General features: G+C 62.8%; 14 protein-coding genes. 6 read left to right on the top strand and 8 right to left on the bottom strand.

All coding sequences use genetic code 11. From position 1 onward, the window contains the following. Positions 1 to 15: 15 nt before the first annotated feature. Positions 16 to 1,188 (top strand): TAXI family TRAP transporter solute-binding subunit, encoded by a 1,173-nt coding sequence (locus tag ACVWYP_RS05865; RefSeq protein WP_304498064.1) that lies wholly within the window; start codon positions 16 to 18, stop codon positions 1,186 to 1,188. 75 nt (positions 1,189 to 1,263) lie between these two features. Here ACVWYP_RS05865 and ACVWYP_RS05860 read toward each other — a convergent pair whose 3' ends face one another. Then, complete coding sequence (locus ACVWYP_RS05860; RefSeq protein WP_304498063.1) at positions 1,264 to 1,662, bottom strand: YkvA family protein; 399 nt, start codon at positions 1,660 to 1,662, stop codon at positions 1,264 to 1,266. A 91-nt stretch (positions 1,663 to 1,753) separates the two neighbouring features. After that, positions 1,754 to 2,059, bottom strand: a complete 306-nt coding sequence (locus tag ACVWYP_RS05855; RefSeq protein WP_016847224.1) for a 4a-hydroxytetrahydrobiopterin dehydratase — start codon at positions 2,057 to 2,059, stop codon at positions 1,754 to 1,756. 211 nt (positions 2,060 to 2,270) lie between these two features. Between ACVWYP_RS05855 and ACVWYP_RS05850 the strand changes: the two genes are divergently transcribed. Both ACVWYP_RS05850 and ACVWYP_RS05845 read left to right on the top strand, forming a co-directional pair. Further along, on the top strand, positions 2,271 to 3,674 hold the full coding sequence (locus tag ACVWYP_RS05850; protein ID WP_304498062.1) for a TAXI family TRAP transporter solute-binding subunit: 1,404 nt from the start codon (positions 2,271 to 2,273) through the stop codon (positions 3,672 to 3,674). 185 nt (positions 3,675 to 3,859) lie between these two features. After that, complete coding sequence (locus ACVWYP_RS05845; RefSeq protein ID WP_304498061.1) at positions 3,860 to 5,422, top strand: alkaline phosphatase D family protein; 1,563 nt, start codon at positions 3,860 to 3,862, stop codon at positions 5,420 to 5,422. 296 nt (positions 5,423 to 5,718) lie between these two features. Here ACVWYP_RS05845 and ACVWYP_RS05840 read toward each other — a convergent pair whose 3' ends face one another. Then, positions 5,719 to 6,846 (bottom strand): hypothetical protein, encoded by a 1,128-nt coding sequence (locus ACVWYP_RS05840; protein ID WP_304498060.1) that lies wholly within the window; start codon positions 6,844 to 6,846, stop codon positions 5,719 to 5,721. Positions 6,847 to 6,939: 93 nt separating this feature from the next. Continuing rightward, positions 6,940 to 7,314 (bottom strand): response regulator, encoded by a 375-nt coding sequence (locus tag ACVWYP_RS05835; protein WP_304498059.1) that lies wholly within the window; start codon positions 7,312 to 7,314, stop codon positions 6,940 to 6,942. 265 nt (positions 7,315 to 7,579) lie between these two features. Here ACVWYP_RS05835 and ACVWYP_RS05830 point away from each other — a divergent pair, with 265 nt between their 5' ends. The 3 genes from ACVWYP_RS05830 (at position 7,580) to ACVWYP_RS05820 (ending at position 10,110) form a co-directional block, all read left to right on the top strand. Beyond that, a complete protein-coding gene (locus tag ACVWYP_RS05830) occupies positions 7,580 to 8,344 on the top strand; it encodes a Crp/Fnr family transcriptional regulator (protein WP_304498058.1) in 765 nt (254 codons plus the stop codon). 199 nt (positions 8,345 to 8,543) lie between these two features. Next, on the top strand, positions 8,544 to 9,128 hold the full coding sequence (locus tag ACVWYP_RS05825; protein WP_304498057.1) for a hypothetical protein: 585 nt from the start codon (positions 8,544 to 8,546) through the stop codon (positions 9,126 to 9,128). A 205-nt stretch (positions 9,129 to 9,333) separates the two neighbouring features. Continuing rightward, positions 9,334 to 10,110: a response regulator transcription factor gene (locus ACVWYP_RS05820; RefSeq protein ID WP_304498056.1), complete on the top strand. Its 777-nt coding sequence runs from the start codon at positions 9,334 to 9,336 to the stop codon at positions 10,108 to 10,110. A 15-nt stretch (positions 10,111 to 10,125) separates the two neighbouring features. Here ACVWYP_RS05820 and ACVWYP_RS05815 read toward each other — a convergent pair whose 3' ends face one another. From ACVWYP_RS05815 to ACVWYP_RS05800, 4 genes are all read right to left on the bottom strand, one after another. Further along, positions 10,126 to 11,598 (bottom strand): HlyD family type I secretion periplasmic adaptor subunit, encoded by a 1,473-nt coding sequence (locus ACVWYP_RS05815; RefSeq protein WP_304498055.1) that lies wholly within the window; start codon positions 11,596 to 11,598, stop codon positions 10,126 to 10,128. Further along, complete coding sequence (locus tag ACVWYP_RS05810; RefSeq protein WP_304498054.1) at positions 11,595 to 13,334, bottom strand: type I secretion system permease/ATPase; 1,740 nt, start codon at positions 13,332 to 13,334, stop codon at positions 11,595 to 11,597. Before ACVWYP_RS05810 ends, ACVWYP_RS05815 begins: the two co-directional genes overlap by 4 nt. A gap of 146 nt (positions 13,335 to 13,480) precedes the next feature. Next, positions 13,481 to 13,939, bottom strand: a complete 459-nt coding sequence (locus ACVWYP_RS05805; RefSeq protein WP_304498053.1) for a hypothetical protein — start codon at positions 13,937 to 13,939, stop codon at positions 13,481 to 13,483. Positions 13,940 to 14,200: 261 nt separating this feature from the next. After that, entirely contained in the window at positions 14,201 to 15,592 is a 1,392-nt protein-coding gene (locus ACVWYP_RS05800; RefSeq protein ID WP_304498052.1) for a hypothetical protein, read from the bottom strand. Positions 15,593 to 15,626 lie beyond the last annotated feature (34 nt).

The raw sequence follows: 15,626 nt of genomic DNA, 5'->3' as shown, positions 1-15,626 counted from the left end.
CATCTCGAGGGACACATGCGACGCTTGTTTGGATTGGTACTATGCACAGGCATGATGATTTGCGGCCTGGCGGCACGGGCCGAGCAGACCGAATTCGACCCGGCCAAGGTCAGCGACAGCCTGAAGGCGATCTTTCAGTTCGGCTCCGTAAGCACCAAGCAGAGCCTCAACGCCAACACGGTCACGCTGATCTCGGGTACGATCGGCGGCACCTATGTTCAGTTCGGCGCCGATCTCGCCTCCGTGCTCGACGATGGCAATAAGTTGCGCATCCTGCCGATCATCGGCCGCGGCTCGGTGCAGAGCGTCGCCGACATACTGTTTCTGCAGGGTGTCGATCTCGGCATCGTTCGATCTGACACGCTCGACTATCTCGAGCGGAAGGGCATCGCGAAAGACATCAAGAAACAGTTCACATACGTGACCAAGCTCTATAACGAAGAGATGCACGTGATCGCGTCGAAATCGATCCGTAATCTCAGGGAGCTTGAAGGCAAGACCGTCAGCGTCGACCTTCCCAATGGCGGCACCTTCGTCACTGCACTGACCGTGTTCGAGCGGCTCGGAATGAAGCCGAAGGTCGTCTATATCGAGCAGCGCATCGCCTTGGAGAAACTGAAGGCCGGCGAAATCGACGCGGTGATCGTCTGCGGCGGCAAGCCTTACAAGTCCGTGAGCGGCTTCAAGGACGACCGGTTCCACCTGGTGCCGGTCAACTACGAGAAACCGTTGCAGGACGACTATCTGCCGGCGAGCCTGTCGGCCAAGGACTATCCCAACCTGATTTCGGGCGAGGAGCGCGTTGACACGATCGCCGTTCCTGCCGTGCTTGCGGCCTACAACTGGGCACCGAAGACGGAGCGCTACAACAAGCTGGCCAATTTCGTGGATGCGTTCTTCACAAAATTTCCGACGTTCCAGAATCCGCCGTTCCATCCGAAGTGGCGGGAGGTCTCGCTGTCGGCGCCACTGCCGGGCTGGCAACGCCTGCCGGTAGCCCAGCAATGGCTGGACCGCCACGGCGTCGAAGCTGCCACGCGCACCCGTTTCGATGAATTCCTGAAGCAGAGCCCGGCGGCGACGCGCTTGCAGAGCGACGCCGACAAGGAGGTGCTGTTCAAGCAGTTCCGGGCGTGGGAAGCGGAAAACAACTCTCGTGCCCAACTGCGCGCCGGCGAGAAACGCTAGACTCCTCGGACCCGGATCGGGCGCAGCGAAACCCGCGACCGCTCGATCGATTGGCGAGAAAGACCACGGATTACGCTACGCTTCATCCGGGCTACTTTCCGCGCCCTCCGCTACCCCGCGCTTCAGCGCGGCGCGGGCGGCATCGCGGTGCTCCGGCGTGATGTGGCTTGCCACAATGCGGAGCGCTGTTGCGAGCACTGCGGCGTCATCGGTGAAGCCGAGGATCGGCAGCATGTCGGGCACGAAATCGAACGGCAGGATGAAATAGGCGATCGCCCCGAGCAGCGCCGCCTGCACATGGCGCGGCGTCTGCCGGTCGAACGCGCAGTAATAGGCAGCCAACAGGTCCTCCGCGAAGGGCAGGCTCGCCACCACCTTCTTGAACTTGATCCAGAAACGGCGGCGCACGCTTTCGGGGTCCTGCGCCAGCCGATCGGCAGGCCCAAATCCCACGCCGTGTTCGCTCGATGTCATCGCAAGGTTCCTCGACGCCGCGCCAGTTCGGCGGCGGACGATGCGAATCTGGGGATATCGGCGGACCCGCGCAAGGTTGCGCGCGCCGGGCTCAACTGACCCCAAGCTGCCTTGCGATCGCGTTCATGGCCTTGGCGAGGTCGATGTCGCGCTTGGTCACCCCGCCGACATCGTGGGTCGACAGCACCACCTCGACCGTCTTGTAGACGTTTTTCCACTCGGGGTGATGGTCGCTCTTCTCGGCGACCAGGGCGGCGCGGGCCATGAACCCGAAGGCCTCGTTGAAGTCCTTGAACACGAAAGTCTTGGCGATCGCCTCGCGGCCGGACGTTTCCGACCAGCCGGCCAGTTCCCAAAGGGCGGCCTTCCTTGCCTCCGCTGACAGCCGTTCGACCATGGTAACCTCCCGTTTAACGCCGACTTTAGCCTAACAACCGGCCTCCGGGATGGGATCCACGCCCAAATTAAGGCCGAAATCGCGTCCTATCGCCGCTGGTAACCATGACGGAGTTGTAACATCTGTCCATTCAGTAATTTGCTACACATAGGGGATGTATGCGCGTTGGTAGTTTTGCGAAATTGAGCCCCGACGATTGTTTGCGAGATCGATGACAGACGGCTCCGCCAGCATGTCGCCCAAGCCGCTCCGTTCGGCAAAGCGGCGGCTGATGTTCGTTTTGATCGCGGGCGCGCTGGCCATCATCGGCACGCTGACGGCGGGCTATTATTTCGCCGTGCGTCCGGTGACGCTGCGGATCGCGGTCGGCCCCGCCAACAGCGATGACCTCAAGGTCGTGCAGGCGCTGGCGCAGGCCTTCAACAACCAGCAGCAAACCCAGGTCAAGCTGAGGCCGGTGCAGACCGAGGGCGCCACCGCCAGCGCGCAGACGCTGGCCGACGGCAAGGCCGATCTCGCCATCATCCGCGGCGATCTCGAAGTGCCGAAGAATGCGCAGGCGGTCGCGACCCTGCGCAAGAATGTCGTGGTGATGTGGGTTCCGCCCGCCAAGGGCAAGGTCCGGAAATCGGCGCGGATCACCAAGATCGCGCAGCTTGCCGGCCGCAAGATCGGCGTCGTCGGCCGCACCCCGGCCAATGTCAATTTGCTGAAGCTGATCCTGACGCAATACGGCGTCGACCCGATGAAGGTCGAGATCGTGCAATTCCCGGCCAATGAGGCGGCGGAAGCGATCAAGAACCTCAAGGCCGACGCCTATCTCGCCGTCGGTCCGGCCAACAGCAAGATCACGATCGACGCGATCACGGCATCGGTCCGCGACGGCGGCGAGCCCACCTTCCTTCCGATCGACGCCTCGGAGGCAATCGCGCAGAACCATCCGGCCTATGAGGCCGCGGAAATCCCCGCCGGCTCGCTCGGCTCGGCCGACCGGCCCGACGATGAGGTGAAGACGATCAGCTTCTCGCACCACATCGTTGCGCGGAAGGGCCTGTCGGACTCGACGGTCGCGGCGTTCACGCGGCAATTGTTCGCGATCCGGCAGTCGCTCAAGACCGATTTCCCGCTTGCCGCCAAGATCGAGACGCCGGACACCGACAAGGACGCCACCATTCCGGTGCATCCGGGCGCGGCCGCCTTTGTCGACGGCGAGGAAAAAACCTTCCTCGACCGCTACAGCGACTACATCTGGTGGAGCCTGATGGCGTTCTCGGCGATGGGCTCGGCCGGTGCGTGGTTCGCCGGCTATCTCAAGCAGGACGAGCGCAACACCAACACCTCGCAGCGCGAACGCCTGCTGGAGATGCTCAAAGCCGCACGGCAAAGCGATTCAATCGAGGAACTCGACCAGATGCAGGCGGAGGCCGACGACATCCTGCGCCACACGCTGGACTGTTTCGAGCACGGCGCGATCGAGGAAGGCACGCTGACCGCGTTCAACATCGCGCTCGAGCAGCTTCATAACGCCGTCGCCGACCGCAAGGCCTTGTTGTTCAGCATGCCGCAAAATTTGCAACGGACTGCCACGCAGTTCAGGGCGGCGGGCACGGCGTAGGTTTTCTTATACGCAAGCTCCCTTTATCCGCGCACTCCCTTCGCCTCTCCCGCTTGCGGGAGAGGGAGCCTGACAGACGTGCCCACCTCACGCGACGCCCGCCGATGTAATCTCTCCGTCATTGAATTTTTCTAGGTCTTGGCGCGCCTGCGGCGCATTGTCGCTGTGACCTGAGGAGGCTCCCCATGACGATCCGGTTCTCGCGAAATCTCACCCGCCGACGCTTTCTCTCCACGGCGGCTGCGGCCGGCGCCGGCGTGATCGCGATGCCCTATCTGTCGCGGGCCGCCGACCGCCCGGTGATCACCCATGGCGTGCAGTCCGGCGATGTCGGCGTCGACGGCGGCGTGGTGTGGGCGCGGGCGGACCGGCCGGCGCAGATGATGGTCGAGGTCGCGACCACCGAGTCCTTCAAGGATGCCCATACGCTGCCGCCGATCACGGCGCTGCCGGAGAGCGACTTCACCGCCAAGATGCTGCTGGAGAACCTGCCCTCCGGCCAGGACATCTTTTACCGCGTCCGCTTCCGCGACCTTGCCCATATCGACATCGTCGGCGAGCCGGTGGTCGGCCGCTTCCGCACCGCGCCGGCCGATCGCCGCGACGTCTCGTTCGTCTGGGGCGGCGATGTGGCCGGCCAGGGCTGGGGCATCAATCCCGACGACGGCGGCATGATCACCTTCGCCGCGATGAAGAAGCACGCTCCGGATTTCCTTCTGCACTCCGGCGACACGATCTACGCCGACGGCGTGATCCCTTCAGAGGTGAAGCTTCCCGATGGCAAGATCTGGAAGAACGTCACGATTCCCGAGAAGGCCAAGGTCGCCGAGACGCTCGACGAATACCGGGCCGCCCACAAGTATAACTTCCTCGACGACAACGTCCGCGCCTTCAATGCCGAGGTACCGATCTTCGTGCAGTGGGACGATCACGAGGTGACCAACAACTGGTCGCTGTCGAAACAGCTGCCGGCGGCCTACAAGGAGCGCGACATCAACGTGCTCGCAGCGCGCGCGGCCAAGGCCTTCCACGAGATGTATCCGATGCGCGAGAGCATCGTCGAGCCGGGCCGCGTCTATCGCACGCTGAGCTACGGTCCGCATCTCGACGTCTTCATGCTCGACGAGCGCAGCTATCGCGGCCCCAACGGCCCGAACCTGCAGGAGCAGTACGGCCCCGACGCCTATTTCATCGGCCCGGACCAGATGGCCTGGCTGAAGCGCGCGCTGCTCAACTCGCGCGCCACCTGGAAGGTGATCGCCTCCGACATGCCGCTCTCGCTGATCGTCTATGACGATGCCGCCAACAAGAAGGGCTCGGAAGCCTTTGCGCAGGGCGATGGCGCGGCGCGCGGCCGCGAGCTCGAGATCGCCGATATCCTGCGTTTCATCAAGACCGCGGGTATCGTCAATACGGTGTGGCTGACCGCCGACGTGCATTACGCCGCCGCGCACTACTACAACCCGAACAAGGCCCAGTTCCAGGAGTTCGATCCGTTCTGGGAGTTCGTCTCCGGCCCGCTGCATGCCGGCACCTTCGGTCCGAACGAGCTCGACAACACCTTTGGCCCCGAAGTGAAGTTCATCAAGGCGCCGGGCGAGGCCAACCAGAACCTGCCGCCGTCGGCCGGCATGCAGTTCTTCGGCCACGTCAAGATCGACGGCAAGAGCGGGCAGATGACGGTGAGCCTGCGCGACCGCGTCGACGCCGAGCTGTGGGCGATCACGCTCGATCCGAAGCCAGTCTAGCGCGCGACGCGATTGGGTTGAGATAACGCCGCGAACGAACTGCGCTCCCTCTCCCGCTTGCGGGGAGGGCTATCGCATTTCGTGGCGGTGCCCTCGTGGCCATCCTTCGAGACGCCCGCCTTCGGCGGGCTCCTCAGGATGAGGCCTTGTTTTGCGGCACAATAGTAGACCCTCATGGTGAGGAGCGCCGCTTGCGGCGCGTCTCGAACCACGAGGCCAAGCACTTGCCCGGTCGCCAAGGGGCATATGCGATAGCCCTGCGCTTGCGGGGAGGGCTGGGGTCTCTCCGCAACCGATCAGCCCGGTTTGCCCGCCTTGATCTCCTTGAACCTGGCAAGCGCCTGCTCGAACTTGGCGTCGAACAGCCACATCGCATCGAGGATCTCGCGGAAGGTCGCAGATGTTCTTGCCCGGTCGGCCCGGCCGAAAGCGAAGATGCTGTTGTTGCGCAAGTATCGCATGATCCTGGCATCGGAAATTCTGTAACCGACGAGGTTGCCCGACCTGAGTGCGGCCCTGGTCGGCGTCGGAATGATCTGGATCAGCTCAAACAGCTTCATTTGATCGATCGGATCCGGCAGGGTTTTCAAAATCGCGGGGATCTCCGGGAAAATATCCGCGTGTGCGTTCATCAGTGCGTCCCGCACGGCGGTCCAGTGATTGAACCTGTGATCAAGGTTGCCGGCCCGCGCCTCTTCTTTGTCGTCACGACCGCTCAGTGCAGGATCGAGGGCCGCGATCGATCCCTTGATCGCTGCCCACTTCCTTCGGCCGTTGCGGTCTTCGGACGGACCGGTCTGCAGGCTCCCTTTGTAGGTGTTCGACCGCGCATTCCCCGCATTTTGCTTGCCGCCGGTCTCGGCAAAGAAAAGGCCGAGGCTGATACGGCCCGCGGCCGCGGCGTCAGCGGCATCGAGACCCTTGGCTCGCGCGATCGCGGCCGCCAGATCGACCACGTCCGTGAATGGCGTATCGGATCGTTGCGCGCCGGCGGGCGGCGCCTCCATGATGTCAAAGAGCTTCCTGTACTCGTCGAACAGCGGCTCATTGTCGGCGTCAAAATACGCCGGGGGAATTCGGAATCTGCTGGGTCTTCCAACCCTGGACGGAAGCGCATCGGTGAGATCCTTGTATGCGCTCATCATTTCGACGCGGGCCAGGTAAAGGGCCTGGCCCGGCAGATTGGGCAGCGGCTGATTGGAATCGATCTGTGCGCGTCGCTGGCGCAGGATCGACTCGAAGCTCTTCAGGGCATTCTCGTACGCCTCACGTGCGGCCGATTGCTGGCTCGTGAGCGCGAGGGGCGTCGCAATGGTTGGGGACGCGGAACCACCGATGACGGCCGAGGCCAGCGACAGGACCACCCCAAGCAGCCCGAGGGATCGCGCTGCTGCCGGCGCAACGGCAGATGTCCTGATCGCCATGACGGCTTCCCAATGCCGGTGCGTCGCCGAATCCAACAGCTTGGATCGTAGACGACGAACGCGCCGGCGGCGAGGCCGAAGCCCGGCAATCCGTCAGTGGCCGTTTCTCAGCGCCGCCTCCAGCGCCTCGCTCGAGCACGGCTTGGTCAGCCGCGGCTTGCCGGCGAGCGATGCCGGCAGCTTGATGTCCGCGCCATAGCCCGTGACGAACGCGTAAGGCACCTTCAGCGCATCCAGCCGCTCGGCGATCGCGAACGTCTTCTCGCCCCTGACGAGGCCGACGTCGAGCAGCGCGAAATCCGGCGCGCGCTCGGCGATCAACTCGAGCGCACGGGCGACGTTCGCCGCGGTGCGCACCGTGCGGGCGCCGAAGCCGAGGATGGTGTCCTCGAAATAGAGCGAGATGATCGGATCGTCCTCGACCACGAGGACGTCACCGGGCATGCCGGCATTGGGGGTGAAGTCCATGGCGTGCCAGTTTCCGTTGCTAGAGCTTGTTGTCTTGACGCGTTTTCTTCACGCGAACCGGTATCCAATTCGCTCGAAAACGCTCCAAAGCATGGATGAAAGACCGGATCAGTCCGGCCGGATGGCCCGCGACCGGCGCCTGAAAGCACGCCGGCTGTTCCCGAGATGAAACCACCACATCGCGAGCGACGCCGTCTGTTCACTAGTGAACATAAATCCGGGAACCTTTCGATTATTGTCGGCGTTGGGTTTTCAGGAATTTCCCATGATCGCGAAACGGACCGAGTTGGCCGGGACGAGTGACCGGCCATTCAACAATCTTTTGCGCCGGCTGAACGACGCCGATTACCAGTTGATCGCGCCGCATCTGGGGCTGGTCGACGCGCAGGCCAACGACCTGCTCTACAGCCCCGGCGACGATGTTCAGACCGTGCATTTCCCGTGCGGGCCGAGCCTCGTCTCGTACATGGTGCCCAATGAGGACGGCCGCGATGTCGAGACCATCCTGGTCGGTCGCGAGGGCGCGGTCGGCGGCATCGTCAGCCAGGGCTTCCTGCCGGCCTATACCCGCATCACCGTCAAGTTCGGCGGCCCGTTCGCGCGGCTGCCGATCAGCAAGCTCGACGCCGCCAAGCTGAAGTCGATCTCGGTGCGCAACATCTTCGCGCGCTATGCCGATTGCATGCTGGCGCAGATCTTCCAGTCGACCGCCTGCAATGCGATCCACTCGATCGAGCAGCGCGCGGCGAAATGGATCATCTCGGCGATGGAGCGCACCAATGGCAACGGCATAGTGCCGCTCACCCATGAACAGCTCTCGACCCTGCTCGGCGTCGGCCGCAGCTACACCAGCCGCGTGATCCAGAACTTCAAGGCGGAAGGCGTGCTGGAGACGCGCCGCGGCGCGATCGTGATCCGCGACACGGACAAGCTGCGGCAGCGCTCCTGCCTGTGCAACGACGCGGTCAAGGATCATTTCGAGGAGGTACTGCGCGGGGTCTATCCCAGCGAGGACAACCCGGCGAACTAGGGTGTGTACGCATCATTCGTCGCATCCGCCATGCTTCCGGAACCCGACGCTTAACCCGACATCGCCGTAGGGGTTCGTCCAATCGCCCCAACCCGCGCGCTTAATGAGCGCTTAACGCTTTTGCGCAACAGATAGGATCATCAGCGCGGAATTAGTCCTTGTTATGAGTGCGAGCCGAGCTCCCGAGGAGGGGAATCGGATGGGACTGCTTGTTGTCGGAGCGCTGGCAGGAATCCTGGTCGGCTTTGGCTGGTTTGCGCCTTCCCGAGGGTATTTCCTTGGGTGTGGGTCAAGACCCTGTTTCGACAAGGTTGCAGTCGCCCCGCCCACAGAGCCCATGCCGGCGGCGTTAGCGCCAGCTCCTGCGATCGTCAAATCGAATTCTGCAACCCCGGCAAAATCCGGCAGGAGACCATCATCGAAGAAACACGGACCGGCCGACCTCGCCAAGGCGGCGTCCCCGCGGACGAGGAACAACGTCCCGACACCCCAACGCGCCGCGGACATGGCAGATCCTGTCCTCACCAAAGCGAAGGTCACGATTGCAGCGCAGATAGAGGATCCGGGATCGGCCGAATTCAGCGACATGAAGCGCGCCATGCGAAAGAACACGTTCGGGCGCGCCGTGGATACGATTTGCGGGCGCGTGAAAGGAAGCAGTGTGTCGGGCGGAGAGACTGGAGGGAGGCCGTTTCTGTATCTTGTGAAGGAGGATGAAGCGTATGTCGTCGACGGCAAGTCGGGGTCGGCGGCGTCAACGGCGTATCGAAATATCTGCAAATAGGGGATGCGTCGACCGCGCCACGACGCGCGTCCAAATGATTTGATCGGAAAGAACTTCCACCGAAGCGCCAGGCTATCCCGCAATGGATGCGATCCTGATGTCGGCGCTGCGCGTGATGATGCATTCAGGATGAATGCCGCAACGGTAAATGCGCAATACGCATCGATGGGACTGTCGCAGAAATTCTTTTCATTCCGAGGAAATCATGGACGACATAACGGACTCCTCAAAACGGCTCAATGGAGCGCTTCACGTACCGGTTCTGGTGATCATCGAGCCGCACCTGTTGCCCCGCACATGTATTCTCAACGTCCTCAGACGGGAATTGGCCGACTTCGAGATCCTCGACATGGCAACGGTCCAAGGCCTGGACTGCATGTCAGCCCGCGACGTTCGTCTGGTGCTGCTGAGCATCGCGGACAAGCCCATCGGCGATCCCTCGGTCGAGGACGATCTCGCCTTCGTGGCCGAGCACTGTCCCAATGCCGCCGTCGCAATCCTGTCAAACCATGACGACGAGCCGACCGCACAAGCCGCGATGCAGCGGGGTGTTCGCGGCTTTCTTCCCACCTCGCTACCAATCGAGGTCGTCATAGCCGGCCTGCGCCTGGTTCTTGTCGGCGGCGTCTACAGGCCGTTGCCGGTCGCCGAGATGAACAGGATGCCGGGTTTCGATCCGCCGGACGCGCGCGGGCTTGCGTCCGCATATCTGATGAACGAGGCAGCCAGGGCGGCCATCGACAGGAGCGGTCTCACGCCTCGAGAGCAGCACGTTCTGGCGGAATTGGAGCTCGGCCTGCCCAACAAGCTGATCGCAGCCAAATTGAAGCTCTCGGAAAGCACCGTCAAAATGCACATTCAGCATATCATGAGGAAATGTGCCGCTCACAATCGCACGGAAGCGGTCCTCCGCTGGCGCGGCCGGTCGCTCGTGCAGAATCGCGATCACGACCCGGGTACAGCCCCAATGCCGGAGACCTAGTCACCCTGAGCCGGATCAATCCTCTCTGAATGCACCGCGGAAGCTGTCGAGCAGGGGCCTGAGCGCGTAAAGTGCGACGGTACCGCGCCCCGTGGTGATGAACACTTGAACCGGCATACCGGGGACGATCTGGAAGTCGTTTGCGGCGATCTGCGCGTCGTCGATCCGGATCTTGGTCGCGTAGTATGGCTGGTCGGTACGCTTGTCGAGTAGCCGGTCTGCCGATACGTGCACGACGATTCCCTTCAGGCGCGGCACGCGACGCTGATTGTACGGCACGAGATGCACCTCCGCATTGAGGCCGGGATGAACCACGTCAATGTCCTCGGGCCTCAGGCGGGCGGTCACGATGAGGCGGTCTTGCCGGGGCACCAGCTCCATGAGCGGAGCACCCGCCCCGATGACGCCGCCCGCTGTATGAATCCGCAAGTCGGTTATCACGCCGTCCTCAGGCGCCTTCACCTCCGTTCGCGATAGCTGATCCCTGGCCGCAAGCAACCGCTCGCGGAGCTGGAATATCTGGTTCTGTGCTTCACGAAGCGACTGTGCGATCTCGTTCTGCCTGTCGCTCTCGAGCTTGAACAATGTGGCCTGCTGCTCGCTGATGACCTGCCCGGCGCGAGAAATCTGCGCGGTGATCTCGCCGCGGCGACCCTCAACGTCGGCCAGTTCACGTTGCAGGTTCAGAAGCCGCGGCCGCCGTTCGAGTCCCTTGTTCACGAGCGTCGTGACCATATCCAGTTCTTCCCGGACGATGTCGACCCGCTGCCCGGTGGCGCTCTGCTGAGCCTTGAGACCTTCGATCTCCCTCTCGACTTGAAGCCTCCGTTCGCGAATGACCGCAAGCTGCGACTCATGAACCTGCCGGCGCGCCTGAAAAATGAACTGCTGCGCCGATACCGCGGCGGCGGCCACCCCATTTCGCTTGCTGTCCTGTTCCAGCGCGCTCGGGATTGCGATGCTCTCAAAGTTCTGCTGCTCGGCCTGAAGCCGTGCGGCACGAGCAATTGCATCCCACAACTGGCCTTGAAGGCTTTGCACCTCCGAACCGGGCCGGGTGTCGTCCAGCGCGATCAGCGTCTGTCCGCTTCGCACGATATCGCCGTCCGAGACCAGGATCTTCCTGACGATCCCGCCTTCCAGGTGCTGAATCGTCTTGCGGCTCGATTCTGATTCCACGACGCCGGAAGCGATCGCGGCGCTCTCGAGAGGCGCGAGGCACGCCCATGCGCCAAGCCCCAGCATGAAGCAGAGCACCAGCAGGTTGCCCGCCAGGGTGATACCGCGAAGCCGTCCACGCGGAGAGATCGGTGTCGGGGTCGCACACCATGGATATTCGAGAGGCTCGAAATCGTCGATCGCGGTAACCACGACCCCGGATCGTCCGGCGAGCGCGGGACTTGCCGGCGTTCGCACGAGCTGGTCCCAGATCGCGGGTAGCCTCGATATCTTGGGAAGCTTCCAGATGGTGAGAGGATTCCGGATCATGGCGCAATCCGCGAGGTAACCTGGGGTCGGTTCAGGTGCCGCTCAAAGATTTCCTCGCTGTCGCCGAAAGCGACGACCGCCCCCTCCTCCATAATGGCAATCTTGTCTGTGGCTGCGAGCAGACCCATACGATGAGTGACGACGACCAGGATGACACCGGCGAGCTTCATGCGCTCGATAGCGTCCAGCAGCATTCGCTCGCCCCCGTAATCGAGACTGGCATTCGGTTCGTCGAGAACGATCAGGCGTGGACCGCCGAAAAAGGCCCGGGCAAGACCGAGGCGCTGCCGATATCCGCGCGAGAAGGATTTTTCACGGTGAATCACCGTGTCGTACCCGTTCGGCAGGCGCATGATCGCCTCATGAATTCCGGCCAGCTTGGCCGCTTCCACGACCTTCCGCCGATCGGCATCATCAAGCCGTGCGATGATATCGCTTATCGTATCGCCGAGCAGGTCGATGTCCTGGGGGAGATAACCGAGGCGGTGGCCGCTTAGGCCCTCGCGAAGCAGCGAGACGTCGGTATTGTCGAGCAGGACACAGCCATGAGTTGGCGTCGACAGCCCGGCAATCACCCGGCCAAGCAGGGACTTGCCTGACCCGGACGCACCGATAATGCCAAGGCATTCTCCACTCGCGAGCGTGAACGAGACACCGTTCAGCAGAACGTGGCTGGTCCCCGATAGCCTCACGCCGACGTTGTCGACAACGAGACCGCTCGACGCTTGCCGCTGCGAAACCTCCGGATCCTGCCGTCCGGCGGCGGCGGGGGACGCGGCGAGAACCGCGCCGAGCCGCTGACAGGCACTCACGGCCGTCCTGAGCGACTTCCAGCCTGCGATCGCACTTTCGACCGGCGCGAGCGCGCGGCTGAACATCAGTGTCGAAGCAAAAATGATCGCCGGACTTTTTCCGTGATCGAGGACAAGCCACGCGGCAGCCCCCATTATCAACACCTGCGACAGCGCGCGGACCGGCTTGGTGACCAGCATCACGATCTCGCTTCGCCGGACCGCCACATCGTGCTCTCTGCGTGCCTCCTGCGCGTCATGGTAGATCGTACGCGCAGCGCTATCGAACATTCCCATGGCGCGGATCATGTGGATGTTGCCTGCGGCGGCCTGGAGGCGGCCGTAGCTTCTGGACAGCGCGGCGCCGGATCTGAGCAGAACGTCCTCGGTAACCAGATCTCCGGCGACCGTGAGAGCGAAGAGGAAAGCCACACAGCAGGCGCCCACCACGCCAAGCAGGGGATGGATGAGAAAGAGGACCAGGAGGAATAAAGGCGCCCAGAGTGCGTCGAACAGCATCGGACATGCGCCGGAATCGATGAACTGGCGCAGCACGGTGAGATCCCGATATGCGTCCGACGCCCGCGTCCAATCGCTGCGAAACGCGGATTCGAGGCTGGCCGAAAGCACGCAAGGACGGAGCCGATCGTCGAGCCAGGCGCCGAGGCGACCCAGGACAGCGCGCCGTAAGGCATCGAACACGCCGCCGACCACGACCGTGATCGCGACAATGAGCGTGAGCAGGAGCAGCGTGTCGCCGCTCCGGCTCGACAACACCCTGTCGTAGATCTGAAGAAGGTAGATGGAGGGCGCAAATAAAAGCAGGTTGTAGCTGCAGCTATACGCGAATACGAGACCAAGCGGTCCCGCACAGGACCAAAGGGCCGCGTGCAGCGGCGTCGGGATCTGCGGCAGGACAGGCAACCGAATGGGCGGCATCAGCATGATCGTCACCGCCTGGAATCGAAGTCCGGCGCACTTGCCCGACGGCCAACGCGATCTGCCAAGAAGGGCAACGGCAGGGCATCGGCTTGAACTGCGGGACCGGCGGCAAAGGCGGCCGGTCCCGCCACGGTCGGACGAGCCGATGGTCAGAATGTATCGAGGTGGAAGCTCACTTCTCCGCCCAGCGCGGCGTTGCCGTCTCCGCCATTGCCGCCGATGCCGGCCAGGACCTCCTGGTGCTGGTCCACCGCGAGCTTGTTGATCTGAGTGGCATCGGTATTGGCATATACCTTGGAGGTATCGTGGCCGCTGTAGGATTTCTGGTTTCCGTTCGACTCGGCGCTTCCGCCATGGGCCTTCGCAAGCACCGAGGCCGTCGCGTTTGCGCCGCCGGCGTCCCAATCTGCCGTCTGAGTGACGTGGTCGCCGGTGTTCACATGCACATCGGCGCCTTCTGCCTTGTTGGTTGGATCGAAGTTGAGGGTCGGCTTGCTGATGATGGCTCCCTTGAAGGTACCGTCGCCGCCATTTCCGACACTTTGACCACCGGTGTTGATCGATTTGAATTCGATCGAATCCGAGATGCTGATCGCCTTGGGCAACATTTGAGCCTCCGTCCTTGTGTTGGCTTTCGTGCATCATCCATCCCGATCAGGCGGACGCGCACGGGGGAGTCTGATCCGGCGATACGCGCTGCCGATAGATGTCAAATCGGACACCATCCGGGTTGGTCGACCTACGTACGAAAGTATGACATTCGTCGCGCAACGTTGGGGCTCAAAACAGGTGGGCGCCTCTGCGCGAGATTTGCATGCGCAGGGCTCCGCTACCTTACGACCGGCCTGCGCGAGCGGTGCGATGTTTCGCTATGCCAACAGGTGAAGATCCGACAGAAGATGGGCGGAAAGATCGCCACCCAGCGCGAGATTGCCGTAGCCGCCGTCCCCACCAAGTCCGGCAATCTGGACCGCACTCTGGTCGATGTGCACGTTGTTGACCTGATCGGCCACGGCCGTCGAATGGGGCCCCGCGATTGCGATATTGATGGGTGCATAGATCGCGACGCTGACATCGATCAGGCTGCCGGCAAAATAGCCGTTGCCGCCATTGCCTGCGCCGTTCGAGCCGGTCGCAATCGTGTCGGAACCGCCCCACAAGCCGTGGGAAAGAAGGCTTGCATGGCCGCCCGTCGCGGCGTTGCCATTGCCGCCGTGCCCGCCCATGGCGGCGATCTGAACTGCGGATTGATCCACGTCGGCGTCATTCGTCTGGACTGAATGAACGTTGGAGCCATAGCCCGCGACTGCGATGTTGATCGGGTCGTACACTAAGATCGAGGAATGCACGAGACTCCCGTAGAACGCGCCGTCGCCGCCATTGCCGGCCTGACTCCCGCCCGTTTGAACGTCCCAGACGCTCCCTCCGTTGCTTGAACCCCAACTGGGGTCGAGCGTGATGATGCTGCCGCCGAGGGCCACATTGCCATTTCCGCCACTTCCGCCGACGCCCGCGACCTGCGTAGCCGATTGATCGATGTCGACTGTGTTCGATTGACTTGCATAGGCCGTGCCGCCTGAGCTCGCCACCGCAATATTGATCGGATGATAGATCACCACGGGAGCGTCCACCAACGCACCCGAGAAATAGCCGCTGCCGCCATTTCCGGCGCCGTTGTCGCCGCTCCCGATCACGCCGGGGCCCAGGGAAGCACTCAAGGAAGCACTGATGCTGCCTCCCGATGCAAGGTTGTCATTCCCACCATGTCCGCCGACGCCGGCCATCTGAAAGGCGGATTGATCGACATTCAAATCGTTGGACTGATTGGCCACGGCGACCGAGCCGTATCCCAAATTCACCGAAATGTTGATCGGTTCATAGATCAACAGGGATGCGTGAATGGCACCTCCGTAAAAGTAACCGTCTCCGCCGTTCCCGGCGGTGTTCGCCCCGCTCTCGATCGAAGCGACGCCCGTCGCGGAATGGGATGCGCCGGCAGCAGGCTTCGTTGCCGAAGCGTCCAGGCTCGCCGCAGTGTGGTTGCCGACGTGGCCGCCGGTGCCGCCCCCCGACACGGTGGGATGGTCGGATTGGCCTGGGCCAGAGTCATAAGACGGAGAATTCGCGGTCGAGGTATGCGCATCGAGCCCTGCAAACGGACCGCTCGGTGCCGGACCCGGCTCGTCGTCACCATCGTGCCCATCGTGGCGATGAGAGGCGTGATGCAGCCGGATCCCATCCGACATCCGCGAAAAATCCATCGTAGCCTTCCTCATCGCAATCGCTCCGCGCAAT

It is taken from the genome of Bradyrhizobium sp. USDA 3262 (genome assembly GCF_054060035.1).
The sequence above is the reverse complement of the archived record's forward strand: the minus strand, read 5'-3'. Positions and strand labels throughout refer to the sequence as shown.

Bases quoted from the DNA above. Each gene is read 5' to 3' on its own strand.
- ACVWYP_RS05820 (WP_304498056.1), top strand. From the start codon at position 9,334: ATGGACGACATAACGGACTCCTCAAAACGGCTCAATGGAGCGCTTCAC.
- ACVWYP_RS05825 (WP_304498057.1), top strand. From the start codon at position 8,544: ATGGGACTGCTTGTTGTCGGAGCGCTGGCAGGAATCCTGGTCGGCTTT.
- ACVWYP_RS05855 (WP_016847224.1), bottom strand. From the start codon at position 2,059: ATGGTCGAACGGCTGTCAGCGGAGGCAAGGAAGGCCGCCCTTTGGGAA.
- ACVWYP_RS05810 (WP_304498054.1), bottom strand. From the start codon at position 13,334: ATGCTGATGCCGCCCATTCGGTTGCCTGTCCTGCCGCAGATCCCGACG.
- ACVWYP_RS05840 (WP_304498060.1), bottom strand. From the start codon at position 6,846: ATGGCGATCAGGACATCTGCCGTTGCGCCGGCAGCAGCGCGATCCCTC.
- ACVWYP_RS05860 (WP_304498063.1), bottom strand. From the start codon at position 1,662: ATGACATCGAGCGAACACGGCGTGGGATTTGGGCCTGCCGATCGGCTG.
- ACVWYP_RS05805 (WP_304498053.1), bottom strand. From the start codon at position 13,939: ATGTTGCCCAAGGCGATCAGCATCTCGGATTCGATCGAATTCAAATCG.
- ACVWYP_RS05815 (WP_304498055.1), bottom strand. From the start codon at position 11,598: ATGATCCGGAATCCTCTCACCATCTGGAAGCTTCCCAAGATATCGAGG.
- ACVWYP_RS05830 (WP_304498058.1), top strand. From the start codon at position 7,580: ATGATCGCGAAACGGACCGAGTTGGCCGGGACGAGTGACCGGCCATTC.
- ACVWYP_RS05865 (WP_304498064.1), top strand. From the start codon at position 16: ATGCGACGCTTGTTTGGATTGGTACTATGCACAGGCATGATGATTTGC.
- ACVWYP_RS05835 (WP_304498059.1), bottom strand. From the start codon at position 7,314: ATGGACTTCACCCCCAATGCCGGCATGCCCGGTGACGTCCTCGTGGTC.
- ACVWYP_RS05800 (WP_304498052.1), bottom strand. From the start codon at position 15,592: ATGGATTTTTCGCGGATGTCGGATGGGATCCGGCTGCATCACGCCTCT.
- ACVWYP_RS05845 (WP_304498061.1), top strand. From the start codon at position 3,860: ATGACGATCCGGTTCTCGCGAAATCTCACCCGCCGACGCTTTCTCTCC.
- ACVWYP_RS05850 (WP_304498062.1), top strand. From the start codon at position 2,271: ATGACAGACGGCTCCGCCAGCATGTCGCCCAAGCCGCTCCGTTCGGCA.